Source organism: Corynebacterium sp. LaCa117 (assembly GCF_046717765.1).
GTDB lineage: Bacteria > Actinomycetota > Actinomycetes > Mycobacteriales > Mycobacteriaceae > Corynebacterium > Corynebacterium kefirresidentii.
In genome coordinates, this window is record NZ_CP177102.1 from 2,370,904 (window position 1) to 2,394,490 (window position 23,587).

At 59.0% G+C, this 23,587-nt stretch carries 18 protein-coding genes; 8 read left to right on the plus strand and 10 right to left on the minus strand.

Features of this window, described 5'->3' with window-relative positions:
* Nucleotides 1–64 precede the first annotated feature (64 nt).
* From ACLI1L_RS11460 to ACLI1L_RS11475, 4 genes are all read right to left on the minus strand, one after another.
* Nucleotides 65–922 carry a sulfurtransferase gene (locus ACLI1L_RS11460; protein WP_411707606.1) on the minus strand — a complete coding sequence of 286 codons (858 nt, stop codon included), beginning with the start codon at nt 920–922 and terminating at the stop codon, nt 65–67.
* A gap of 55 nt (nt 923–977) precedes the next feature.
* On the minus strand, nt 978–3,533 hold the full coding sequence (gene clpB, locus ACLI1L_RS11465) for an ATP-dependent chaperone ClpB (RefSeq protein WP_411707607.1): 2,556 nt from the start codon (nt 3,531–3,533) through the stop codon (nt 978–980).
* Between the two features lie 132 nt (nt 3,534–3,665).
* Complete coding sequence (locus ACLI1L_RS11470; RefSeq protein WP_411707608.1) at nt 3,666–5,078, minus strand: TetR/AcrR family transcriptional regulator; 1,413 nt, start codon at nt 5,076–5,078, stop codon at nt 3,666–3,668.
* A 261-nt stretch (nt 5,079–5,339) separates the two neighbouring features.
* Nucleotides 5,340–6,713 carry a sodium/glutamate symporter gene (locus ACLI1L_RS11475; protein WP_086588793.1) on the minus strand — a complete coding sequence of 458 codons (1,374 nt, stop codon included), beginning with the start codon at nt 6,711–6,713 and terminating at the stop codon, nt 5,340–5,342.
* A 179-nt stretch (nt 6,714–6,892) separates the two neighbouring features.
* Between ACLI1L_RS11475 and ACLI1L_RS11480 the strand changes: the two genes are divergently transcribed.
* Entirely contained in the window at nt 6,893–8,065 is a 1,173-nt protein-coding gene (locus tag ACLI1L_RS11480) for an FAD-binding oxidoreductase (protein ID WP_411707609.1), read from the plus strand.
* Here ACLI1L_RS11480 and ACLI1L_RS11485 read toward each other — a convergent pair.
* Nucleotides 8,062–8,877: a carbon-nitrogen hydrolase family protein gene (locus tag ACLI1L_RS11485; RefSeq protein WP_411707610.1), complete on the minus strand. Its 816-nt coding sequence runs from the start codon at nt 8,875–8,877 to the stop codon at nt 8,062–8,064. The genes ACLI1L_RS11480 and ACLI1L_RS11485 overlap by 4 nt on opposite strands.
* Nucleotides 8,878–8,968: 91 nt before the next feature.
* On the opposite strand from ACLI1L_RS11485, the gene ACLI1L_RS11490 reads away from it, so the two are divergent.
* Both ACLI1L_RS11490 and ACLI1L_RS11495 read left to right on the plus strand, forming a co-directional pair.
* Complete coding sequence (locus tag ACLI1L_RS11490; RefSeq protein WP_411707611.1) at nt 8,969–9,232, plus strand: hypothetical protein; 264 nt, start codon at nt 8,969–8,971, stop codon at nt 9,230–9,232.
* Nucleotides 9,229–10,395, plus strand: coding sequence for an alpha/beta hydrolase (locus tag ACLI1L_RS11495; RefSeq protein WP_411707612.1), 1,167 nt, complete (start codon nt 9,229–9,231; stop codon nt 10,393–10,395). The genes ACLI1L_RS11490 and ACLI1L_RS11495 overlap by 4 nt, the downstream gene beginning before the upstream one ends.
* A 51-nt stretch (nt 10,396–10,446) precedes the next feature.
* Here ACLI1L_RS11495 and ACLI1L_RS11500 read toward each other — a convergent pair whose 3' ends face one another.
* The 5 genes from ACLI1L_RS11500 to dnaK form a co-directional block, all read right to left on the minus strand.
* Nucleotides 10,447–11,967 (minus strand): aldehyde dehydrogenase family protein, encoded by a 1,521-nt coding sequence (locus ACLI1L_RS11500; RefSeq protein ID WP_086588798.1) that lies wholly within the window; start codon nt 11,965–11,967, stop codon nt 10,447–10,449.
* A gap of 244 nt (nt 11,968–12,211) precedes the next feature.
* Entirely contained in the window at nt 12,212–12,661 is a 450-nt protein-coding gene (locus ACLI1L_RS11505) for a heat shock protein transcriptional repressor HspR (protein ID WP_411707613.1), read from the minus strand.
* 20 nt (nt 12,662–12,681) lie between these two features.
* Complete coding sequence (gene dnaJ, locus ACLI1L_RS11510; protein ID WP_411707614.1) at nt 12,682–13,887, minus strand: molecular chaperone DnaJ; 1,206 nt, start codon at nt 13,885–13,887, stop codon at nt 12,682–12,684.
* A 96-nt stretch (nt 13,888–13,983) separates the two neighbouring features.
* A complete protein-coding gene (grpE, locus tag ACLI1L_RS11515) occupies nt 13,984–14,691 on the minus strand; it encodes a nucleotide exchange factor GrpE (protein WP_411707615.1) in 708 nt (235 codons plus the stop codon).
* Nucleotides 14,691–16,541 (minus strand): molecular chaperone DnaK, encoded by a 1,851-nt coding sequence (dnaK, locus tag ACLI1L_RS11520; RefSeq protein WP_005325523.1) that lies wholly within the window; start codon nt 16,539–16,541, stop codon nt 14,691–14,693. The genes grpE and dnaK overlap by 1 nt, the downstream gene beginning before the upstream one ends.
* A gap of 451 nt (nt 16,542–16,992) precedes the next feature.
* On the opposite strand from dnaK, the gene ACLI1L_RS11525 reads away from it, so the two are divergent.
* The 5 genes from ACLI1L_RS11525 (at nt 16,993) to ACLI1L_RS11545 (ending at nt 23,502) form a co-directional block, all read left to right on the plus strand.
* Nucleotides 16,993–17,169: a hypothetical protein gene (locus tag ACLI1L_RS11525; protein ID WP_162837062.1), complete on the plus strand. Its 177-nt coding sequence runs from the start codon at nt 16,993–16,995 to the stop codon at nt 17,167–17,169.
* A 411-nt stretch (nt 17,170–17,580) separates the two neighbouring features.
* Nucleotides 17,581–18,543 (plus strand): sensor histidine kinase, encoded by a 963-nt coding sequence (locus ACLI1L_RS11530; RefSeq protein ID WP_411707616.1) that lies wholly within the window; start codon nt 17,581–17,583, stop codon nt 18,541–18,543.
* A 90-nt stretch (nt 18,544–18,633) separates the two neighbouring features.
* Nucleotides 18,634–18,789, plus strand: coding sequence for a hypothetical protein (locus tag ACLI1L_RS11535; protein ID WP_239283168.1), 156 nt, complete (start codon nt 18,634–18,636; stop codon nt 18,787–18,789).
* Nucleotides 18,774–19,460, plus strand: a complete 687-nt coding sequence (locus tag ACLI1L_RS11540) for a response regulator (protein ID WP_411707617.1) — start codon at nt 18,774–18,776, stop codon at nt 19,458–19,460. Before ACLI1L_RS11535 ends, ACLI1L_RS11540 begins: the two co-directional genes overlap by 16 nt.
* Nucleotides 19,461–20,058: 598 nt before the next feature.
* Entirely contained in the window at nt 20,059–23,502 is a 3,444-nt protein-coding gene (locus ACLI1L_RS11545) for a bifunctional proline dehydrogenase/L-glutamate gamma-semialdehyde dehydrogenase (protein ID WP_411707618.1), read from the plus strand.
* The last annotated feature ends 85 nt before the right edge of the window (nt 23,503–23,587 follow it).

A 23,587-nucleotide genomic window follows, 5' to 3' on the forward strand; every position in this document is an offset into this window, starting at 1 on the left:
ATCAAGCCCTCAGCGCTCGGCGCGCGGAGGCGGGAGGCTGAGGGCGAGGGGTGAGCGTGGGCGATTAGCCGTTGACGGTGAGGCGGTCGCCGCGTTCGACGGGGTTCTTGGGGTTGGCGGACCACTGGGACCAGCCGCCGACATAGTGGCGCAGGCCGGTGAAGCCGGCGTCGTGCATGGCGGCGAGGGCGAGGGCGGAGTGGTTGCCGGAGCCGGAGTAGATGATGGCGCCTTGGACGTTGTCGGGGGTGAGGCCGGCGTCGAAAAGCACTTCGCGGATTTCGCCCGCAGACTTCCAGGTGCGCAGGCCGTCGTTGTGGAAGAGGCGCTCTGGCACGTTGACGGCGCCGGGGATATGACCGGCCTTAAGGTCGAGGTTTTCGCGGCGGCCGGCAAAGCGGTTGCGGGTGCGGGTATCGATGAGCAGACCATCGTGATTGCGCACATCATCAATGGTGGCCACCGGCATCTGGCCGGGGTTTACCGTGGCGCTGGCGCCCACGGCGAAGTTGCCAGGGCCGGTCAGCGTGGTATAGCCCAGGTGACGCCAATTGGCCAAGCCGCCGTCGAGGATGCGGACGTTGTCCAAGCCGGCCCAGCGCAAGGTCCACCACGCGCGGCCGGCGAATAGGCCGCGTCCCTCGTCATAGACCACGACGGGGCGGTCCTCACGGATTCCCCACTGGCGGAAGTGCTCCTGCAGCTTATCCGGATCCGGCAGCGGGTTACGGCCTACCTGTGAACCGGGGAGGCCGGCGAAGGAATTAGCGGTATCGCTAAACAGTGCCGTAGGAATATGCAGGGAAGTGAACTGGTTATAGCTCTGACGCAGCTGCGGCTGCCAGTGGGTGGCCAAGAGGGTAAAACGTTCGCCGTGATAAATGGATTCGCGGAGTTCTTGTGGGGAGACCAAAATGCTCATGCCCCGAGTCTAGGGGCATGAGCAGGATTTGGCGCGGCGGGCGGTACGCGGCCGACTAGCGGGCGGCGATGTCTAGCTCGGCACCGCCATCTGCGACGTCCACGTGGACAGTGTCGCCATCGACGATATCGCCGGCCAATAGCTTCTTGGCGAGCTTGTCACCAATGGCCTGCTGGATGGTACGGCGCAGCGGGCGGGCACCATAGGCCGGGTCATAGCCGCGCTCGGCCAGCCAGGACTTGGCAGAATCCGAGACTTGCAAGGTCAGGCGGCGGGCGTCAAGGCGCTCGGCCAAGCCACGCAGCTGGATATCGACAATGCCGCGTAGGAGCTCCTCAGAAAGGGGCTCAAACATGACCACGTCATCGAGGCGGTTGATGAATTCAGGCTTGAAGGCTTTCTTCACCGCATCCATGGTTTCCTCCCGGGTGCCGCCGGCGCCCAAGTTGGAGGTCAAGATGATGACGGTATTGCGGAAGTCGACGGTGCGTCCCTGGCCGTCGGTAAGCCGTCCCTCATCTAAGACCTGCAGAAGAACGTCGAAGACATCGGGGTGGGCCTTTTCTACCTCGTCGAAAAGCACGAGCGTGTAGGGGCGACGGCGCACGGCCTCGGTGAGCTGTCCGCCGGCCTCATGGCCGACGTATCCCGGAGGAGCACCAACGAGGCGGGAAACGGAGTGCTTCTCCCCGTACTCGGACATATCGATGCGAACCATCGCGGATTCATCGTCGAAGAGGAAGTCCGCCAGGGCCTTCGCAAGCTCGGTCTTGCCCACGCCAGTGGGGCCTAAGAAGAGGAAAGAACCGGTCGGGCGGTTCGGATCGGCCACGCCCGCGCGGGAGCGGCGCACAGCATCCGATACCGCGGTAACGGCTTCCTTCTGTCCCACCACGCGCTTGCCCAGCACGGATTCCATATTGAGCAGCTTTTCGGTCTCACCCTGCAGCATCTTGCCGGCCGGAATGCCGGTCCAGGCGGAGACGACCTCAGCGATGGTGTCTGGGCTTACCTCCTCATCGAGCATCGTATTGCGCTGCTTGGTGGCCTTAACTTCGGCGGCCGCAAGATCCTTTTCTAGCGGCGGAATCTTGCCGTAGTTAATCTCAGAGGCGAGTGCAAGGTCGCCATCACGCTCGGCGATTTCGGCCTGGCGGCGCAGGTCATCGAGTTCTTCCTTGATGTTTTGTACATCATCGATGGCCTTCTTCTCATTAGCCCAGCGGGCCTTAAGCTCGCCCAGCTTCTCGCGCTGGTCCGCAAGCTCACCTTGCAGGGTGGCCAAGCGGTCCTGAGAAGCGGCGTCAGATTCCTTCTTCAGCGCCAGCTCTTCAATCTCCATACGGCGGACGATGCGCTCGAGCTCATCGATTTCCTGCGGGGAGGAATCAATCTCCATGCGCAAACGGGAACCGGCCTCATCGACCAAGTCAATGGCCTTATCCGGCAGGAAGCGGTTGGTGATGTAGCGATTGGACAGCTCGGCGGCCGACACCAACGCGGAGTCCATAATGCGCACGCCGTGATGCACCTCGTAGCGCTCCTTCAGGCCACGCAGGATACCGATGGTGTCCTCCACGGAGGGCTCGGCAGCGTAGACCTGCTGGAAGCGGCGCTCCAGGGCGGCGTCCTTTTCGATGTACTTGCGGTACTCGTCCAAGGTAGTGGCGCCTACGAGGCGCAGCTCGCCACGGGCCAGCATGGGTTTGATCATATTGCCGGCGTCCATAGAGCCGTCACCGGTAGCACCGGCGCCGACGATGGTGTGCAGCTCGTCGATGAAGGTGATGATCTCGCCCTCGGAGGACTTAATCTCATCGAGCACGGCCTTTAGGCGCTCCTCGAATTCACCGCGGTACTTAGCGCCGGCGACCATGGAGCCCAAATCCAGGCTGATGAGGGTTTTGCCCTTGAGGGACTCGGGGACATCGCCAGCCACGATGCGGCGGGCCAAGCCTTCCACGATGGCAGTCTTGCCCACGCCGGGCTCGCCAATGAGTACCGGGTTATTCTTCGTGCGCCGGCTGAGCACCTGGACCACGCGGCGAATTTCCTGGTCGCGGCCGATGACCGGGTCGATCTTGCCTTCGCGGGCGCGCGCGGTGAGGTCCGTGGCGTACTTTTCCAAGGCCTGGAATTGGTCCTCCGGATTCTCGGAGGTTACCTTGGCAGCACCGCGCACGGAAGGGAAAGCGCCCTTGATGGCGTCATAAGTAGCACCGCGGCCGGTAAGCAGCTCGGCGGCATCGGTCTTGGAGCCGGCGATGGCGGCTAGCAGGACTTCGGTGGAAACGAATTCATCACCAAGCTCGCCGGCCAGTTCCTGCGACTTCGTTAGGACGTTGAGGCCGTCGCGGTTAAATTGCGGGTTGGCCATATTGGCGCCCTCCGCCTTGGGATAAGAATCAACAAGCTCGCGGGCTTCCTTGAGCACAGTATCCGGATCTACGCCGGTGGCCTTAAGAACCGGAGCGGCGATTCCGCCGTCCTGGCTGAGGATTGCCGCCAGCAGGTGAGCCGGGCGGATATCCGGGTTTCCATTAGAAGAGGCGGTTTGCAGGGCGTCCTGCAGGGCCTCTTGTGTCTTAGTGGTGGGGTTAAATGAGTTCATGTGTGCGTTGCTCCTTCTAAGATTTATTCACCCACTGTAGGGCTTCACTTAGCACAACGCACCCAAAGTTGAGCCTATTCCACTCAACCTAAATATTTTTGAGCGTAGGTCGCTCAACTTTGCACAGGGTGATTAAACCTGCTTGAACTCCTCGTTTTCATGGCTAAGAATCTGCAAGCCATGGGCGATGGCAAAGAAGGACACGGTTACCGCCTGGATAAAAAGCGCCCACTTGAGATCTTCATTAAAGCTCTTGAAATCGCCGATGCTGCACAGATGGGCAATGCCATTGGCCCCTGCCCACACGGCCAAAGTGCTGATATAAACCAGCTGGTCGGTGGGAGTAATTCCCATCTCGATGACAAACTTGCGGAACAGATCCATCATGATGGCGAAGTTCTTGGTCATGCCCTCATGCGAGCTACCATCACCATTGTGCGGAACGATGGAACCGCTGGCCAGCGCAATAATGGAGCTGAAACGCTCTGGGTACATCATCGCGTAGTTAAAGTAGGCGGCCGCAACAATCTGCAGGCGGTCTACCGTGGGGGTGTCATCCGGAAGCTCGGCGAGGCAGGCCTCAAAGATCTTCGCCATCTCTGTGGTGGTGAGAGTTTCTGCCACCTCACGCAGCGCGAAATCATTGTCCACGATGGTGGTCAGGAAGTCTTTGGAGGTACCAAGCTTGTCGGCCACGTGGTTAAAGAAGCGGCGGTCGACACCACGGCGACCCGCAACGCGCAGCGAGGCCTCAATAATGACTTTCTTGGCTTCCTCCGGGTCCATTTGCTCGAGGTTATCCGGGACCACGAAGGGCTTTTCACGTTCGCTGCCCATGACTTTTTCTACAATGCCGCGGGCATCGTTCATAATGGGGCGGCGCTGGGGGATCTGCTTATTTTTAAACCAATATTGCAGGGCATCAACCACGAGGCGATCCACCTGCTTCAGGTTAGCGGCGCGAATAACGGCATGCTGCAGGCGCAAGATGCCCACCACGCTCAGGTGGCCCATGCCATGGATGAGCGACCAGAGGGCCAAAGTAATGCGACCGATTTCCAGGGGCGAGATATCCCCGTCTGCCGCTACGACGGCACCCTGCTCTTCGGCAAAGCGCTTGACGACGTTCAGTGCCATGTCCGCACCCGGCGTGCCCGACTTTTCCCCCTTAGCAAATTGGCAGACCTGCTCCTCGTCCATGGCATCGTGCCGCTCGAAGAGGTAGTGGTAGATGGCTGGCTCGTCTTGCGCGTAGGCGAAATAAGCTTCCGCCAACTGCATGAGGACATCGCCGCCAGAGTTACCCTCTGGCAGGTGGCGCGCCGCCTCCACCATGTACTCAGACATGCGGCAATCCAAAAAATCTGGAATTTCCGCAAGCATGTCAGCACCGCTGGCGAATTCCTCAGAAACCGCTTGCGACGAGAGTCCAGCCTGGTCTGCCACAGATTCCACCGTAACGGCCTGCTCGCCTTCGCAACCCGCTACATAAACAGCAGCTTCCAGGATAATCACCCGCCTGGAAGCCCCATCCAACTGGTACATCTATTTCCTCATCACGCCAGAGATTGATACCAGCTGATTCTAACAAATTTTAAGGTTTAGGGATAGTCCCAATCGATTGCACTTTTCAAGTATTTTTACCCTCACCGATGTTGACGGTGGTAGCGGGGCCGATAGGCCATGGTCACGACCGCAGCCGCGTCCACCCGACTCGCACTGGGAACCATTTTCTAAGTTTTGGTGCGCCCAATCTCATAGTTTTTTAAGGTAGCGATGTGGGAGGGGGGACGTCGGCAAGCGCGGCTATTCCTGCCTTTGCCCTACATGGCCAATACCCTCTTGGAAGATGGTGCCGCGCGGTGGCATAAGACGCATGGATTTAAAGGCAATATAGACACCGATGGAAATCGCCAAGGAAATGGCACCGAAAATGCCGGTAAATCCGTACATGACGGCCATTGGCGCGATGATGGTCCACGAGATTTCAAAGGGTCCGAAGCCGATATAGGCCATGCCATATTCAGACAGAGTGCCGGACTTGAGCTTGGGATCCACGATCTTCAGGATGGCAATGCCGGTCGCCACGGTGGCGGTGGCCCAGCCCCAGCCAAAGATGCCGCGCTCAATCCAGCGCTCACCAAAGAACTCGGCTGGGAACCACAGCAAGAAGAACACACAGAAGATGGTGCCGAGGATAAAGAGGAGAAGAAGCGCCTGCCAGTAGGAAGCAATGGCGGCCGGAACGATGGCGGCCACGCCGAAGGCAATGAGGTAGTCCGTGGCTGCTCCGGAGATGGAGGAAATGGAGTCCTTATCCAGGTAGTCCTCGGCGCCAACGAAGTTCATAAGCGCGCGGAAGATTAGGCCCACCACCATGGACATGGCAAAGAGCGGCACGGAGACATTCTCCCAGATGCTGCTCAAACCCTGGTTGATGCCGTAGGCAGTCATTACTGTCAGGATGATGAAGCCGAAATGCAGTGCGAGAGGTTCGATGGACGAGGGATTGGTGGTAGCGCGGCCAAGCGACGGACGATCATCAATGTTTTTGATGTAGCCGCGGCGCAGCTCTTCCGGCAGTTCCTTGGGCACGTGGGAAACCTTGCCCTTGCGGATACCCCAGTTGCCGGCGATAACGCCGCCAATGATTGCGGCCAGCGTGCCGACGGTCGCCGAGGTAAAGCCCAGCGAGGATGCCGCATCAGCGCCTACACCTTCGAGCGCGCCACCCACGGCCGCGGCGGTACCGAAGCCGCCGGTAAAGCCAACGGGCAGCATCATGCCGAACCAATTTGGGGTATCAAATAGCGGCGCAAAGAGGAAAAGACCCAGCACGATGAACAAACCCCACTGGCCGGTAAACATCATGGTGGAGTAACCCCACATATTGCGCGCGCCCTTGCCCATATTTCCGCCCACTTCCATGGAGTAGGCCATAGATGCAAAGACCACCGCGATGAGGATGGAGGTGTAGTCGCCCAAGTTATCGGAAAAGTTAATCCACCCCAGCACGTTTGGACCAACCAGCAGGCCGATGAGGCCGGCGGTGATCGGGGCAGGTAGCAACAGGTCCTGGAAGATGAACTTCACTTGGTGACGCAGGACGTTACCGATGACCATGAGCAAAGAAATCCAGCCCACATCTAGCATGAGCGTATAAGCGGAAAAATCTTCCATGGAGACCCTTTCTAGCTGTGCAATTATGGCGGCTTGCCCCCGTTAGAGGGCAGACGGATAGGGAATACAATACCTTCCGCTAAGTGATCCACAACATAGGCTCCCGTTTTCACCCCCACTACAGCTTTCAGTATGTAGCTCAACCTCCGGTGCGGCACCGACTATTAGGATGATGAGACATGTGGGAATTGGGCGAACATTTTCGAAATTACGCGAACGAGTACCGCGATGCGGTGCACGAGCATTTCTTTAACGCGGTGCCCGAATCCCGGCAGATATTCGCCCTGTCTATGCGCGATACCCATACCTCTATGGTCCCCGCGCTGGCGTGGGTGATTGAACATACGGAGCCGGGACAGCCCCTGCTTTCCGAAGTCTCTACAAAACTCACCCAACTCGCCCGCGATCACCGCCGGCATGGGTTTCCGGCCGAGATTTATTCTCGTTTTGAAGAAGCCCTAGTAGCGGGCCTGCGAGTCCTGGCACTGACGCAGTATCAGTACGATTTCGCCCGCGATGTCATCCACCGCATATGCACGACGATGGCCGAGGGTGCCGGGGAATCTGATGCCGCCGGCGAAGCACCGGCGCACTCTGCGCAAGTGGTGGCGGTAGACCACCCCACCCGTGATACTTCTATTATTCGCGTGGAAGCCGGCTTAGCCGTGCCCTATCAACCGGGACAGCACTTTCCCGTGACCACGCAGTACTTGCCCGGTCAATGGCGCATGCTTACTCCCGCGCAGCCTAGCGACGGAACCGGCCAGTTAGTCTTCCATGTCTCCACCGCGGGTGAGGCCTCTCGGTCCCTCGCGCACGCGCAGCCCGGTGATTGGTGGACCCTTGGCCAGCCCGCTGGTGGAATAAGCCTCCACAACGCGGGCGCAGAAGAGCTAATCATCATTGCCTACGGCACCGGATGGGCCACGGCCCGCTGCGCGGCGCTCGCCGCGCTGGACGACGGCGACCACAATCACGTACCGCGCATCTTTGCCGTAGCGGGCAGCCCCGGTGCCCACTATGACACCTACTTCCAGCAAAATCTGGCAGCGCTGGGAGTCCGAGTGCGCCGCATCGTGCGGGAAGAAAGGGACCCGTGGTTGCTCAACGCCCGCGATTTGGCCCCCGGTGCCGATTATATGGTCTCCGGAGAGCCGACCGATGTAGTAGTCAACGAGGTGGAGTTATCCACAGGCACTCCCCCGCGCTTTCTGCTCGTCGGCCCCGCCGAAGAGGTTGCGGAAGGTAAACAAGAGTTGGTTAAGAAGGGCTTGGACAAGCAGCAGATCGATGTCCTTAGCTGGGGCCGCGACGGGCGCTGGCAGCCGGAGGATTACGCAGCACTCACCTAGTCCGCAGGGGTCACGACCGGCAAGGTGCGGCGGGTTTTCGCTACCTCATTCGGATCGATCTCGGCATAGAGGATGTCATCTTCGTAGCCAGCCTCGGCCACGCGCACCCCGTTCGGATCGACGATGGTGGAATGACCAATGCCCGTCGGGCCGGAGGGATTGCCCGCCTCTGCGTCACCGCCCGGGCGCGATTGGCCGGCCGCCACAATGTAGCTGGTGGAATCCAAGGCACGCGCGGCCGTAAGCAGGCGCCACTGCTCCAGCTTGCCGGGGCCGTCTGCCCAGCTGGTAGGCACCACGATAAGCTGCGCGCCCTGGCTAGCTAGCTCCTTGAACTGCTCCGGGAAGCGAATGTCATAGCAGGTAGCCACACCCACTACAAGGTCATCAACATCAAAAGCAACCAGCGATTCCCCGGCCAAGACAGTATCCGATTCGCGGTAATCGAAGGCGTCATAGGTATGAATCTTGTCGTACCCGCCTAGCACGCCAGGCCCTGCAATAAGCGCTGTATTGCTAACTCGATTGATGGTCTTGCCATCGCGCTCAACGGTATCGGCTGGGCAAAACATGCCGGCTACGACGGTAACCTCGAGTTCTTCTGCCAGAGCTTGGATCGCCGTGGCAAACGCACCTTCGAGTGATTGTGCCTGCTCATCTAGGCGCCCGGAGCGGAAATTTTGCGATGCGGCCTCTGGCAACACGATAAGTCGCGCCCCATTTCCAGCGGCTTCACGGATCTTAGTTAGGGCTATCTCTTGGTTTTCGATGATATTTCCGGTGGATGTTAACTGCACTGCTGCTACCTTCATGCCTCCCAAAGTAATGAAGCGGAACCGAGTTATCCACAGGCTGCCTCTGTGCCCATAGCGCTGAACTGCGACGTCCATCAGGCTAAAGGGCATGAACTATGTAGAAATTCCCACGCACTTACCCGATTATGTCCGTTCCCTGCTCTCACGGCCTCCGCTGCCACCGCCGACGGCCGCGCTCGATACCGCCTGCCGAACCGCGGACGCGCTGGAGCGAGCCCGGTCAGCTTGGACCAGCACCGTGGCCGCAACTGAGGATGCCACGGCCGATCAATTGCGCTCCGTCGCGGACTTCCTCAGCACCGCCGCCGGGGTGGATTCCCGGCTAGGCCAAACCCTAGGAGCTGCTCGATGACCCTTTCTGCGGCTTTAAGAAATGGAGCCAGCCAACTGCGCACAGAGCGCTCTGAACTGCACGTTCGTTTTATAGATTCGCACCATGATTGGCGTGGTCTATCGCTGGGAGGGCCTGCTGGCGACGCCGCTCGGACCAGCTTGGCAGGCTATACCGACTGGCTGGCACCGTCGTTGCACCAGATGGAGCATGTTGCCGCCACCCTTGACCGCCACGCCAACCTGCAGGCCCGCCGTGAGGAACTGGAAGACCGCATCATCGCATTCCTAGGTGAGATAGACGAGCACAATGTCGCGGCGGCCCGCGCCGCTGGGCTCCTATTAAATCAGGTACGAGCATTGGGCGATTCCCTCGATTGGCTCTGCTCCCAAGAAATTGATGCCCTGTGTACGCCTGCTGGTGTTTCTCCTCCCGTGCGGTTTGAAGAATTTTCCGATCTACCTGTGGACACCGTTCACGAGATTAACCTAGCCCAAGCCAACGAGCACGTAGCTCAGCTGGCCGCGAAAAACCCAGATATGAAGGTATTAGAAGCAGGCGACGGACGGCTGGTTGCCATGGTGGATCCAGGCGAATTCCGGACCACGCCGGCATCGCTCACCACATTTGTCGAAGGAGTTCACTCCTCCGATCCAGAAACCTGGCAGCGCGCGGTGGACCGGGGCCGCAACTTAGCTAAAGCCAGCGGTGGGCCGGCCGTGGTGTGGTTAGGCTACCAGGCGCCATCTTCCCTGCCTCGGGCGATTCATGCTGATCCCGCGCGCACCGCCGGCTCGGAGCTCGTCCGGTTTCAGCGCGCGCTTGGTGCACGTTATCCGCTGGCCAAGCGGACCGTCGTAGGATATTCCTATGGTTCAGTAGTCACCGGGCACGCCGCTAAGGAGGACAAGATTGCTGATGACGTGGTGCTCGTCGGCAGCCCCGGAGCCGGCGCCAGCCACTCCTCAGAACTCCATGGCCGCATCTGGGCAGCTACCAACGCGCACGACCCCATCGCCATTGCGACGGGGCCTCACGGTGGCATCCATGGCCCCGATCCCACCACGGATGCCTTTGGTGCCACTCCCCTTCCCGGCGCAGATGGTCTTCCTGGTGACCACGGCACCTATTGGGAGGACCCACGGTTCCTGCGCGGCCTAGGCCAAGTGGCACGGGCGCACTAGGCCGCACGACATTGTGGAACCGCCTGCACAGATTTACCCGCGGGAGGTGTTTTAGAACAGGCCGGCCGGCTGATCCGAGTAGGAGACCAACATATTCTTCGTCTCCTGATAGTGGCCCAGCATCATCAAGTGGTTCTCACGGCCAAGACCGGATTCCTTGTAGCCGCCAAAGGCGCTGTGCGCCGGGTAGTCATGGTAGTGGTTTACCCATACGCGGCCTGCCTGAATATCGCGGCCGGCGCGGTAGCAAATGTTTTGGCTACGCGACCATACGCCTGCACCGAGGCCAAAGTTAGTAGCGTTAGCGATGGCAATCGCCTCGTCATAATCTTTGAACGTGGCTACAGAGAGTACTGGGCCGAAGATCTCCTCCTGGAAGATGCGCATGTCATTATTACCCTTAAACACGGTGGGCTCAATGTAGTAGCCCTTTTCCAAGCCTTCTACCTTGTTCACGTGGCCACCGATGAGGGTCGCCGCGCCTTCCTGCGGGCCAATCTCCAGGTATTGCTTAATCTTGTCCATCTGCTCCTCAGAAGCCTGCGCGCCCATCATGGTTTCCGTATCAAGTGGGTGACCGATCTTGATCTTCTTCACGCGCTCAATGGCCAGCTCCAAGAATTTATCTGCGATGTCCTCGTGTACCAGGGCGCGGGATGGACAGGTGCAGACCTCGCCTTGGTTGAGGGCGAACATAACGAAGCCTTCAACGCACTTTTCCAGGTAGGAATCATCTTCATCCATGATGTCTTTAAAGAAGATAGATGGGGATTTACCGCCTAGTTCCAGGGTGACGGGGATGACCTTGTCTGCGGCGGCTTTGTTGATGATCTTGCCCACTGGAGTAGAGCCGGTGAAGGCAATCTTGGCAATGCGGTCCGAGCCGGAGAGTGCCGCGCCTGCCTCCTCACCTAGTCCGTTGACGATATTGAGCACGCCAGCAGGGAGGAGGTCACCGATAATATCCATGAGAAGAAGGATTGAGGCAGGGGTTTGCTCCGCTGGCTTCATAACAATGCAGTTACCTGCAGCTAGTGCGGGCGCGATCTTCCAAGCGGCCATGAGCAGCGGGAAGTTCCACGGGATTATCTGGCCCACTACTCCGAGCGGCTCATGGTAGTGGTAGGCCACGGTGTCCTGGTTGAGCTGGGATAGGCGGCCTTCTTGGGCGCGGATGGCGCCGGCGAAATAGCGGAAGTGATCTACGGCGAGCGGAATATCGGCGGCAAGGGTTTCGCGCACGGCCTTTCCGTTCTCCCAAGTTTCAGCGACCGCGATCTTTTCCAGATTTTCCTCGATGCGGTCCGCTATGCGGTGCAGGAGCAATGCGCGTTCGGCCGGGGTGGTTTTGCCGAAGGTCTCGAAGGCCTTTTCCGCGGCGTCGATAGCCAGGTTGATATCGGCTTCTTTGCCGCGAGCTACCTGGCAGAATACCTCGCCGTTGACCGGACTGATGTTGTCCATATATTCGCCGTCGACGGGTGCTACCCACTGGCCGCCAATGTAGTTGTCATAGCGTTCGCGGTAATCGACGATGGAGCCTTCGGTTCCCGGAGCTGCGTACAGGGTCATGGTGCGTGTCCTTTCCTGGAGAATACGAGGATCATCGGTGGTACATGACACTCGTTATTGTTTATGTGCCATAGGTCACCTTTGTGTTGAATATACTAACCCCAAACTTTGCAACGCGCACTGATTGCAGCTATCTCCTTTGCAAGCCTTAACATCGCACCGCCACTGTGCAGGCAGAAGAAAACCCCACAGCCAGCGGCGACGCTGGTTGCAGGGCGGGATGTACTCGTCTGCAGAGTAAGAATTAGTCCTGACCGTTACCACGGCCGCGGGCGCGTTTACGCTCGCGCGCGGTACGCGGACTCCACATCACCACGGAGGTAGACCGAGGGACATGGACAAGCTCACCGCTGCGCTGCGGGCGGCGCCCGGCGGCCTGTTCGCGCAGGGTCCGAACCTCTTCAGCTAGGGCGTCGCGCTCGGCTTCAAGGCGATCGCGTTCCTCGGTCAACTCGATGATGGACTTGATTCCGGCAAGATTGACGCCATCGTCTTGGGATAGCGCTTGAATCTTGCGCAGCAGCTCGATATCGAGGTCGGAGTAGCGGCGGCCACCGCCACGGGTGCGAGCCGGGGAAACCAAGCCCATGCGGTCATAGGTTCGCAGGGTCTGGGCGTGCATTCCGGATAGTTCCGCGGCCACGGAAATCACATATACCGCGGTGCCGGAATCTTCTGCCTTTCCAGTGCTCATTCCTTAACACACCTCCTACCCTAAGCCTTCTCGGCGCCGGCCCAACCCGCACGCGGGTTGAAACCGAAGTCCTTTTCCGCTTGAGCATAGGTGCGCAGGGCGCTGGAGGCGGCGGCATCGAGCTTGGTGGGCACGGTAACCTGCACGGTAACCAGCAGATCACCGGAGTTGCCACCGCGCTTGGCGATGCCCCTTCCGCGCACCCGCAGCGTGCGTCCATCCGGCGTACCAGCGGGGATCTTCACGCGCACCGGATTATCCAAGGTGGGAACCGCGATGGTATCGCCCAAGGCCAGCTCCGTGAAGGAGACCGGAACGGTAACGTGCAGGTCATCGCCTTCTCGAGTGAAGACCTTGTCCGGTTTGACGGTTACCGCCACGAAGAGATCACCGGCTGGAGTGCCGTTCGGGCCGGCTTCGCCCTGACCAGCAAGGCGAACCTTTTGGCCGTCAATGACGCCGGCGGGGATACGCACGGTGATATTGCGGGTCCGATGAACTGTGCCGGTACCGTGGCAGTCCTTGCAGGGGTCCGTGATGCGGCGGCCGGTGCCATCGCAATCCTTGCAGGGGGCGGAAAAGCCGAAGGCGCCGCGGTTTTCAGAGGTAAAACCGGTGCCGCTGCAGGTGCCACAGGTAGAGGTCTTGCCAGAGGCGGAACCAGAGCCATGGCACGTGGTACACGGCGCATTGCCGCTCAATGCCAGAGGGATGGTGGTTCCCTTGGCGGCCTCGCGGAAGTCGAGGGTTATTTCCGTTTCGACGTCGGCCCCCCGCGACGGTTTAGCTGAGTGGCCAGCACTACCGCCGCGGTTGAAAACGCTACCGAAGATATCCCCAACACCGCCGCTTTGAGCCGCTCCTCCAGCGGATCCTCCGAAGAGGTCCGAGAGGTCGAATTCTTGCGCACCTTGTCCACCCATGTGCGTGGATCGAAACCCGCCGGGAAATCCGGCGCCTCCCATCCGTCCAAAGCCCCCACCGTTACGGAGCATGGCCTTGAACTGGTCGTATTCCTTGCGCTCAGAGGCGTCGGAAAGCACGTCGTAGGCTTCCGCCACCTTTTTGAACCTTTCCGCTGCTGCGGGGTCGTCGGGGTGGGTATCGGGGTGGTTTTCGCGTGCTAGCTTGCGGTAGGCACGCTTAATTTCATTCTGTTCTGCGGACGAGGAGACCCCCAGATCCGCATAATAATCTTTGTCTGCCCATTCGGGTTTAGCGCTCACTGGGCATCTCCTCCTTTCAAAGAGAATCGATTAAGTTAAGTAAAAGGGCGCCGCGGGAAGGTCACTAGTCAATTCCCAGGGCGCCCTTTTCGTTATTTACTCGGAATCTTCCGAGCTGCCGGTCTCATCGCTGGGGTCCGCGATGATGACCAGGGCATTGCGCACGAGCCTGTCGCCCACACGGTAGCCCTTGCGCAGCACGGTGCCCAGCACCTGCTCATCGCCTGAAGACAAGTCCTGCACGGCCTCGTGAACCTCCGGGTCGAAGGCGTCGCCTTCTTCGCCAAAGGCGGCAAGCTCGTGCTTTTCCAGCGTGCTGTGGAGCTTATCCGCAAAAGCCTTGAGCGGGCCTTCCAAGTCACCGTGTTCATCGGCCAGTTCCAGGTCGTCAAGGACAGGCAGGAAATCTGCGATGACCTTGGCCTTGGCGGTCTCGATTACGGCTTGGCGGTCACGCTCGGTGCGGCGGCGGTAGTTGGTGTATTCCGCATTCAGACGCTGCAGGTCTTCCGTGCGTTCTGCCAACTGTGCTTCCACATCGCTGACGCCGGTGCCAGCGGGCTCTTCACTCGCGGCCTCGGCCTCTACCTCATCGGCGTTGACGTCTGCCAGCGCTTCTTCAAGGTCAGCATCGAGAGTGGGATCCAGCTCGGCTTCTTCGGTGGCATCAGCCTGCGCTTCCTGCGCGGCCTGCGCCTCCTCAGCCTGCTCGGCAGCAGCCTCAGCGCGGTCAGCCGAGGTAGCCTCCGGATCCGTGTTTTCCGGGTCGCCTGGGTTGTGCGGCATTCCGCTGTCCTGAGTCATTACTTATTGCCATCCTTGTTCTCATCCTCGTCAACTACCTCAGCGTCGACGACGTTCGGGTCACCCTGCGCAGCGCCAGCATCAGCCGCGCCCTCAGCACCAGCCTCAGCAGCCTGTGCTTCGTAGATCTGCTTGCCCATCTCCTGGGATTCGGTGGACAGCTTCTCCACTGCGGACTTGATGGCCTCGAGGTCATCGCCCTTCAGCGCCTCATCGACGGCGTCAGCAGCCTCGGTGACCTTGGTCTTAACGTCCTCGGATACCTTGTCAGCGTTGTCGTCCAAGAACTTGCGGGTCTGGTAGGAGGTGGACTCTGCGTTATTACGCAGCTCCTGCTCCTCGCGGCGCTTCTTGTCCTCTTCGGCGTGCTGCTCGGCGTCCTTGACCATGCGATCAATTTCTTCCTGGGACAGGCCGGAACCATCCTGAATCTTGATGGTGTTTTCCTTGCCGGTGCCCTTGTCCTTTGCGGTTACGTGGACGATGCCGTTGGCATCGATATCGAAGGTGACCTCAATCTGTGGAACACCGCGCGGTGCCGGAGCAATGCCGCCGAGCTCGAAGGAGCCGAGGAGCTTATTGGCAGTAGCCATCTCGCGCTCACCCTGGAAGACCTGAATCTGTACGGAAGGCTGGTTGTCTTCTGCGGTGGTAAAGGTCTCGGACTTCTTGGTCGGAATGGTGGTGTTGCGCTCGATGAGCTTGGTCATCACGCCGCCCTTGGTCTCAATGCCGAGGGACAACGGGGTGACGTCAAGAAGCAGCACGTCCTTGACCTCGCCGCGCAGAACGCCTGCCTGCAGGGCAGCGCCTACGGCAACAACCTCGTCCGGGTTAACGCCCTTGTTGGCATCCTTGCCGGTGAGTTCCTTAACCAGGTCAGATACGGCCGGCATACGGGTGGAGCCACCAACGAGAACAACGTGGTCAATATCGCCGACGGAGAGGTCGGCATCCTTGATGACCTGGTTGAACGGAGCCTTGGTGCGATCCAGCAGATCCTGGGTAATCTTCTGGAACTCGGTGCGGGTCAGGGTCTCGTCCAAGAACAGTGGGTTCTTATCGGAGTCAACCGTGATGTACGGCAGATTGATATTGGCCTGCTGGGAGGAGGACAGCTCAATCTTTGCCTTCTCTGCAGCCTCGCGCAGACGCTGCACGGCGCGCTTATCCTTGGTCAGGTCAACGCCCTGGGAGGTCTTGAAGCGGTCTACCAGCCAGTCAACGATGCGCTGATCCCAGTCATCGCCGCCCAGCTCGTTATCGCCGGCGGTTGCCATAACCTCAACCACGCCATCGCCGATTTCCAGCAAGGAGACGTCGAAGGTGCCGCCACCCAGGTCAAATACCAGGATGGTCTGCTCCTGCTCGCCCTTTTCCAGGCCATAAGCCAAAGCGGCTGCGGTTGGCTCGTTGACAATACGGAGCACGTTCAGGCCTGCAATCTGGCCAGCTTCCTTAGTGGCTTGGCGCTGTGCGTCCTCGAAGTATGCAGGAACGGTAATAACGGCGTCAGTAACATCCTCGCCAAGGTAAGCCTCTGCATCGCGCTTCAGCTTCATCAGCGTGCGAGCAGAAATCTCCTGGGAGGTGTAGTCCTTGTCATCAATGTTGATCTTCCAGTCAGTGCCGATGTGGCGCTTGACGGAGCGAATGGTGCGGTCAACGTTGGTTACCGCCTGGTTCTTAGCGGACTGGCCAACCAGAATTTCGCCGTTCTTTGCAAAGGCAACGACGGAAGGCGTGGTGCGAGAGCCCTCGGAGTTAGCGATAACGGTGGACTCGCCACCTTCCAGTACGGAAACGACGGAGTTCGTCGTACCAAGGTCAATACCTACTGCGCGTCCCATGATTTCTTCTCCTTTTATCTTGGGGTAATTAATAAAGTTGATTGTCGGTGACTCAACTTCTCGTTGTGTCCGAGCGCTACTGTAACAGAACTTCCACACCCAGTCACACAACCTTGAGCCTGTGTCACTCAATCTCTACAACGGACAGCCTACAAAAGTTATTCCCCAAGACTCAACTTTTTCTCAAATATCCCACTTTTCCCAGCTCACCGCCGCTCTTTCCGACGCCCACTTTCCCACCCCTGCCCATCAACCCCCTCCCCCACACAGCCCCATACCCAAACGGAGATCCTTAAATATCTCTAAGAGGATCCAAAAGTTACCTCAGAAAGGATCCAAAAGAGGATTGGCGACGCGCCCCCACTACCGCATACTAGGAATCACAGCAGTTAAGAGCTGCTACCCCAGAGAGAGATTGTAGTTTTACTCCGCCGATCCGAAAGGAATGTATATGTTCGATTCCCTCGCAGACCTCAGCTCCGCCATCGACTTCGAGGCACTCGTAAAGGGCATCAAGGGCCTCATCGAGACCTCTTCCGAGTCCAACACCGACTCCGAGGGCCTGTCCTCCGTATTCGAGGGCCTGTCCTCCAAGGATGACGCAGAGGCTGCTGCAGAAGCTAAGTAATTAGCACTCTGCACTCCTTCATGAAGACCAGCTAAACCCCCTCACCTTCTACCTCCGCACGGAATCCACCACAAGGAACCGCGCACGAAGGTGCGGGGGTTTCGCTGTTTTTGTTCACTGTTTCACGCTCGCGGTATTTACACTGAGAAGGTAATAGCCATTGAGTCTTAGCCTCTAGGAAGCGTGTACCTCACAGTGTTAAAACCTTCCCAGCCACCCGTCATCCAACGCATCCGCGCGGCCATGACCCTCCAACGAACGGCCGCTTTGACTGCGGTAATTTGCGTGGCACTGACATTGCTCGGCGCATTCCTAACTCCCACGGAGTATCAATTGTCCGCCGCAGTATTGGGGCTAATCCTCACAGCCATTACCACTTCTGCGTACCGCTGGCCGCTGAGCATGAGCACCATGTTCATCATCACCTGGGCAATCGCCGCATTTTTAACCAGAACCCCTCTGATTAGCTCAGTATTTTTGGCTCCTGTTTTTCTTGCGGTCACTGCGTATCACGGAAAACATGGACGCACAATCACAATGGGCCTGATCTTGTGGCTTTGCGGGCTTATCGATCCTGTAACCCTCACATTAAGTCTGCATCTAGCACCTGCCCTTACGTGGGGAATGCTTATTGGAGTCGGCGGAATTATTGGAGCAATATTCGCGCACTCAGCCGACCGCTACAGATCCGCCATGATGGAGTGGAACGACGACGTGAAGCGTCGTCAATCCGATCTCGCTGAAACCTTGCACAACTCGGTTGTTTCTAACCTGACTGTAAATACGATGCAGTTAGAGGCTCTCAGCCTGGAATACTCCAAGCAGCCAGAGCTAGTCCAAAAGCTCGATGCACTCAGTGATTCCATGCGCTCATCAATGTCCGAAGTTCGCGCCCTAACAAAGGTCCTGCGCACCAACATTGAAGGGGTAAACGATGGCATGAGTTTTGGCACCACAACAAAGCCCACGAGTTTTGCTCAACTCATTTCAGAGGAAGAAGAACGCCTTCAGCGTCTCAACCGCTCGCCCATAGTGGAAGTAAGCGGTGAGGAGTTTGCACCGGAATTCCCACAGGAGATCCTCGACCCCATCGCGGCTATCACTACGGAAGCATGCCTTAACGCCGTGAAGTATTCACCCCCGGGCGCAGAAATTACAATTTCTGTTCGCCCCCACTTGGGCTGGACTGTCGTAACCATTACAAATCCCATTGCAAAACCCACGAGCAAGAACACCGCTATGTCCTCCGGTATTGGAATGTCCTCCATGACTCGGATCGCTGCAACGATCGACTCACACTTAGAGACAAACTTGGATTCGGGAAGATGGGAATTGACCCTCTCCCTGCCGCCCAGCCTCCATAAACGGCGTTAGTTCCAACACGTTGCATAGCAAGCGGTTAATTCTTGCACTAAGCTGACGCTTGTTTCTGCCAAATACAAGTCATTAAAAAGGAGCGCCCTCATGCAGGCCGCACTCGCTAGCTTTCTCGCCCCACTGATGTTGTCTTCTTCCTTCTTCGGTGCTGACCTCACACCTGGCGAGCTACCACAAATCACGGAATACGCATCTCCCGTAGATATCGCTTTCGGCTGCCCGGCACCATGGTGCGGGAAGTAAAGACTTCCCTTTTGGTCGTCGATGACGACCCACTTGTCCTCGAAGCTTTGGGGCGTTACTTCGCCTCGGCCGAGGACATGGAGGTGCGCGCCACCGCAGAAAATGGCAAGGTCGCCCTCGATATATTGCAAGAGCAAGACTTTGACGTCATTGTCGCGGACATCCATATGCCCGAGATGGATGGCACTACCCTCTTGCGCGAGGTCAACAAGATGGAAGACCCGCCGGTCTTTGTTGCGATGACCGCGATGGACAATGATGAGACCCTCAAAGAGGTCATGTCCAATAAGGCTGCAGCCTATATTTTGAAAAGCTCCAAGCCGGTCTACATCTTGGATACCGTACGCGAGGCTGTACGCGGCGGCACGGTTGTCACCCCGCAATCCCTCACCCGCTTATTTGAGCAACTTCCCGATTGGAACACTGAGGGAAGCGATGCTGATGTGGCCGCCGCAACCGCAAGAATTAAGGACAACCACCATATCTCGCCTGCTTTAGAGCAGGTTCTGGACCTGGTCTGCCAAGGCAAGTCCAATGAAGAAATTGCCAAGAGCACACACTACGCACCGGGCACGGTGAAGAAATATGTATCTACCCTGCTCAGTGAATTCCATGCCAAGTCCCGCCTCGAACTGGCGGTGAAGGCGCTCAAGGCTGGCTACGGTTCTTAGACCCCGATTGTTGGACAATCCGGGGGTGGAATACCCCCGGATGTGTCAATACCCCCTCTAAACCCCACATGCTGGGGTTTATTTTTTGTTTTTCTACCCCCGTCCGTCATTTCCCAAAGGAGACTAGCATCACGTTTGTCGCTTCCCTATAATTACGGCAACAACAAACTTCATAGTATTTCCTAGGCAACAATAGGAACCTGAACCTGCAGGGTTGCCGCACGTCAGAGCGCTATACCGCTCACGTTTCTTCCTCTGCCCCTATAGTCACGTCATAGAAAGCAGGTGAGTGTTGAACACCAACCTGGCGCGCGTTCGTCGCAGCAGCGATAGGCCCCCCGTCCGCATTCGGCCCGCATAAAGGCCCGCTGAACATCGCATTTCACCACGAATCTCTGCGACCCTCACATTGCGTCGCGCGCACCCGCGTGTTCGCTCCTCACCCAGCTGCACCCTGCAGCACCACATAGCTCACCGCTCACCATCCAGACGCCGTATCGCCCAGCAATTCCAGACCGGCGCAGATACATCTACCTTCACTCCCGAGTGAAAAGTGGTGTCTAGGATGTGACCCGTTTGAAATAGAGGTAGAACCCATATGACTTCTCCTGCAAATACCCGCTTGCCCATCTCTGATGATGTGGAAGCAGTCCTGCCCGCAGCGATTAGCCGCGCCCACGACTGGTTGATGTCCACTGCGGACGAAGAAGATAAGGCCACCGAACAGCTCGCGGACCTACTGCGCGATGAGGACGGAGTGAAGTTCACCATGGACTTCGTCGACCGCGTCATGCGCCCAGAAGATGACAAGGTTGCCGCACACGCGCTGAAGGATATTTCCTCCCACTATGACCCGTCGTTCCTGGGCAGCATCAATGGTGCGCTCGTTGGTGCCGGTGGCTTCTTCGGCCCAATCCTGCCCAACCTGGTCATGCCGGTGGCCCGCCTGTACATGCGCAAGATGGTTGGCCACCTCGTTCTGGACGCCGAGTCTGATGCACTCAACAAGATTCTGGACAAGGCCGCCGAATCCGGCGAACAGCTCAACCTCAACCTGCTGGGTGAGGCCGTGCTCGGTGAGGAAGAGGCTAAGTCCCGCGCGCAGCGCACCCTCAAGCTCATCCAGAACCCACGCGTGACCTACGTTTCGGTCAAAGCTTCCTCCATGGTGGCCCAGCTCAATCACTGGGATATTGATGGCTCGGTAGAGCGCCTCAAGGAGCGCCTGCGCCCGCTGTATCAGGCTGCGGCCGACCGCACCGACAAGGTCTTTATCAACATGGACATGGAGGAGTACCACGATCTCCACCTGACCATCCGCCTGTTCAAGGAGCTGCTCAGCGAGCCGGAGTTCCTCACCCTGGATGCCGGCATCGTGCTGCAGGCTTACCTGCCAGATACCTTCGATGCGCTCAAGGATGTCGCTGACTTTGCCAAGGAGCGCGTGGCCAAGGGCGGCGGCAAGGTCAAGGTGCGCATTGTAAAGGGCGCGAACCTATCCATGGAAACCGTGCAGGGCGAGGTCCACGATTGGCCGCTGGCTACCTACACCAACAAGCTCGACGTAGACGCCAACTACTACCGCCTACTGGATTTCATCCTGCGCGAAGAGTACGCCGATAGCGTCCGCATCGGTGTAGCAACCCACAACCTCTACACCGCAGCTATGGCCTATGAGCTGGGCAAGAAGCGCGGCGTGCTGCACATGATGGATTCGGAGATGCTGCAGGGCATGTCCCCAGCACAGCAGGCAGCGGTGCGCAAGGTCTTTGACGGCCGCCAGATCCTCTATACCCCGGTGGTTCATGCAGACGACTTCGACGTCGCCGTGTCCTACCTGGTGCGCCGACTAGAGGAGAACTCCGCGCCGCAGAACTTCCTCTACGCTCTCTTCGCCCCAGGCGAGGAGCCGCTTGCGGATCAGGAAGAGACGTTCCGTCGGGCCGTCGCCAAGCGCTGGGACACCTTCGCTGGCGCCCGCCGCACCCAGAACCGCCTCGAGGAGGATGGTCGCCAGGCACCGCGCACCGGCCGCTTTACCAACGAGGCTGATACTGACCCGGCTCTCGCCCCGAACCGCCAGTGGGCACAGGAAGCGCTCAAGCGCAACCCGGGTGAGCACGGCATCGCGGAGGTCACCGACCCAGCCGCGGTAGAAAGCCACATCGCCCGTGCCAAGGAGCTCGGCACCGAGTGGGGTAAGCGTCCTGCCGCCGAGCGCGCCGCGGCCCTCGAGGCAGTCGCGGACGAGATTGCTTCCCAGCGAGGAAAATTCATCTCCGTAGCCGCATATGAGGCCAATAAGACCGTTACTCAGACCGACCCTGAAGTCTCTGAGGCGATTGATTTCTGCACCTACTACGGCCAGTCCGCGCGCCTGCTGGAGGAGTCTTACTCCCAGTTCACCCCGCACACCGTCACCGTAGTGACCCCGCCATGGAACTTCCCCATCGCCATTCCCACCGGCGGCATTGCGGCATCCTTGGCGGCCGGCTCGGCGGTCATCGTCAAGCCAGCCCCGCAGGTGGTTCACTGTGGCAAGCTCGTGGTGGAAGCCTTCCGCACCGCTCTCGAGGCGCAGGGCCTGGATCCGGACCTGGTACAGCTGGTGCTTACTGATGAAGCCGAGGCCGGCAAGGCGCTGCTCTCCCACGATGATGTAGACAATGTCATCCTCACCGGTGCGTCCGATACCGGTGCGCTCTTCCGTTCCTGGAAGCCCAAGATGAACATCATGGCAGAGACTTCCGGCAAGAACGCGCTCATCATCACCCCAGCGGCAGACCCCGACTTGGCCATCGATGACCTCTATAACTCCGCTTTCGGCCACTCCGGCCAGAAATGCTCGGCGGCCTCCCTGGTTATCTTCGTCGGCGCGGCAGGCAAGTCCGAGCGTCTGCGCACCCAGCTTTTGGACGCCGTCAAAACCCTTAAGCCGGGCCCGGGCTTTGATATCACCACGACCATGAACGGCTTGGCCGAGGAGCCGAGCGAGAAGCTCCTGCGCGGCCTAACCCAGCTCGAGCCGGGTGAGAAGTGGCTGCTCAAGCCGGAAAAGCTCAACCAGGAAGGCACCCTGTGGTCCCCGGGCATTCGCGATAATGTGCAGCCGGGCTCCTGGTACCACAAGAACGAGTGCTTCGGCCCCATCCTCGGCATCATGTACGCCGATACCTTGGAAGAGGCCATTGCCTGGCAGAACGACACCGGCTATGGCCTGACCGGCGGCATCCACTCGCTTGACGACGCCGAGATTGAGTACTGGATCGACAACGTTGAGGTGGGCAACGCCTACGTCAACCGCGGCATTACCGGCGCGATTGTGCAGCGCCAGTCCTTCGGCGGTTGGAAGAAGTCCGTCATGGGACCAGGCGCTAAGGCCGGCGGCCCGAACTACGTGGCGCAAATGGGTGAGTGGGCCGATGGCGAGCTCAAGCCACGCAACGTGGACATCGCCCCAGCCAGCCTTGCTGTTCTTCACCGCCTGCGCGATAACCTCTCCGGCAAGCTCACCGAAGACGACATCACTTGGCTGTGGCGCGCCGCGGAGCTGGACCAGCTGGCTTGGCAGGAAGAGTTCGGCCGCAACCACGACCGCACCGGCCTGGTCTCTGAGGCCAATATCTTCCGCTACCGTCCGCTGCTGACCAAACTGCGCGTGCGTGTGGGCGAGGGCTATGCGCTGCGCGAGGTTGCTCGCCAGGTGCTGGCCGCCGCCATCACCGGTACCGCAACGGAAATCTCCGCCACCCCGGAGGTTGCCACCCAGATGCAGGACCTCGGTTTCGATGTTAAGGCCATTACCGACGAGGCTTTTGCCACCGACGTGGCCAATGACTCCTCTTCCCGCGTGCGCGCCTTGGGCACCGTGCCGGATTCCATCTACGAGGCCGCAGTGCGCTCCAACTCCGTGGTGCTGGACCAGCCCGTGCTTGCCGACGGCCGCCGTGAGCTCATTCCTTACCTCCTTGAGCAGGCAGTCTCGGTAACCATGCACCGCTTCGGCATCATCCGCAACGTAGGCAACCTGCGCGAGGAGTAATCTCCCGCCGCATTAAAGGCACTCCCTGGAGGTAGCGTCCCACCCGTGGGCTGCTACCTCCTTTTTCATATATGCGCTGCGGATT

What these genes read in the sequence shown, in the direction of transcription:
- ACLI1L_RS11460 (WP_411707606.1), bottom strand. Translation starts at nt 922, where the DNA reads ATGAGCATTTTGGTCTCCCCACAAGAACTCCGCGAATCCATTTATCAC.
- clpB (WP_411707607.1), bottom strand. Translation starts at nt 3,533, where the DNA reads ATGAACTCATTTAACCCCACCACTAAGACACAAGAGGCCCTGCAGGAC.
- ACLI1L_RS11470 (WP_411707608.1), bottom strand. Translation starts at nt 5,078, where the DNA reads ATGTACCAGTTGGATGGGGCTTCCAGGCGGGTGATTATCCTGGAAGCT.
- ACLI1L_RS11475 (WP_086588793.1), bottom strand. Translation starts at nt 6,713, where the DNA reads ATGGAAGATTTTTCCGCTTATACGCTCATGCTAGATGTGGGCTGGATT.
- ACLI1L_RS11480 (WP_411707609.1), top strand. Translation starts at nt 6,893, where the DNA reads ATGTGGGAATTGGGCGAACATTTTCGAAATTACGCGAACGAGTACCGC.
- ACLI1L_RS11485 (WP_411707610.1), bottom strand. Translation starts at nt 8,877, where the DNA reads ATGAAGGTAGCAGCAGTGCAGTTAACATCCACCGGAAATATCATCGAA.
- ACLI1L_RS11490 (WP_411707611.1), top strand. Translation starts at nt 8,969, where the DNA reads ATGAACTATGTAGAAATTCCCACGCACTTACCCGATTATGTCCGTTCC.
- ACLI1L_RS11495 (WP_411707612.1), top strand. Translation starts at nt 9,229, where the DNA reads ATGACCCTTTCTGCGGCTTTAAGAAATGGAGCCAGCCAACTGCGCACA.
- ACLI1L_RS11500 (WP_086588798.1), bottom strand. Translation starts at nt 11,967, where the DNA reads ATGACCCTGTACGCAGCTCCGGGAACCGAAGGCTCCATCGTCGATTAC.
- ACLI1L_RS11505 (WP_411707613.1), bottom strand. Translation starts at nt 12,661, where the DNA reads ATGAGCACTGGAAAGGCAGAAGATTCCGGCACCGCGGTATATGTGATT.
- grpE (WP_411707615.1), bottom strand. Translation starts at nt 14,691, where the DNA reads ATGACTCAGGACAGCGGAATGCCGCACAACCCAGGCGACCCGGAAAAC.
- dnaK (WP_005325523.1), bottom strand. Translation starts at nt 16,541, where the DNA reads ATGGGACGCGCAGTAGGTATTGACCTTGGTACGACGAACTCCGTCGTT.
- ACLI1L_RS11525 (WP_162837062.1), top strand. Translation starts at nt 16,993, where the DNA reads ATGTTCGATTCCCTCGCAGACCTCAGCTCCGCCATCGACTTCGAGGCA.
- ACLI1L_RS11530 (WP_411707616.1), top strand. Translation starts at nt 17,581, where the DNA reads ATGTTCATCATCACCTGGGCAATCGCCGCATTTTTAACCAGAACCCCT.
- ACLI1L_RS11535 (WP_239283168.1), top strand. Translation starts at nt 18,634, where the DNA reads ATGCAGGCCGCACTCGCTAGCTTTCTCGCCCCACTGATGTTGTCTTCT.
- ACLI1L_RS11540 (WP_411707617.1), top strand. Translation starts at nt 18,774, where the DNA reads ATGGTGCGGGAAGTAAAGACTTCCCTTTTGGTCGTCGATGACGACCCA.
- ACLI1L_RS11545 (WP_411707618.1), top strand. Translation starts at nt 20,059, where the DNA reads ATGACTTCTCCTGCAAATACCCGCTTGCCCATCTCTGATGATGTGGAA.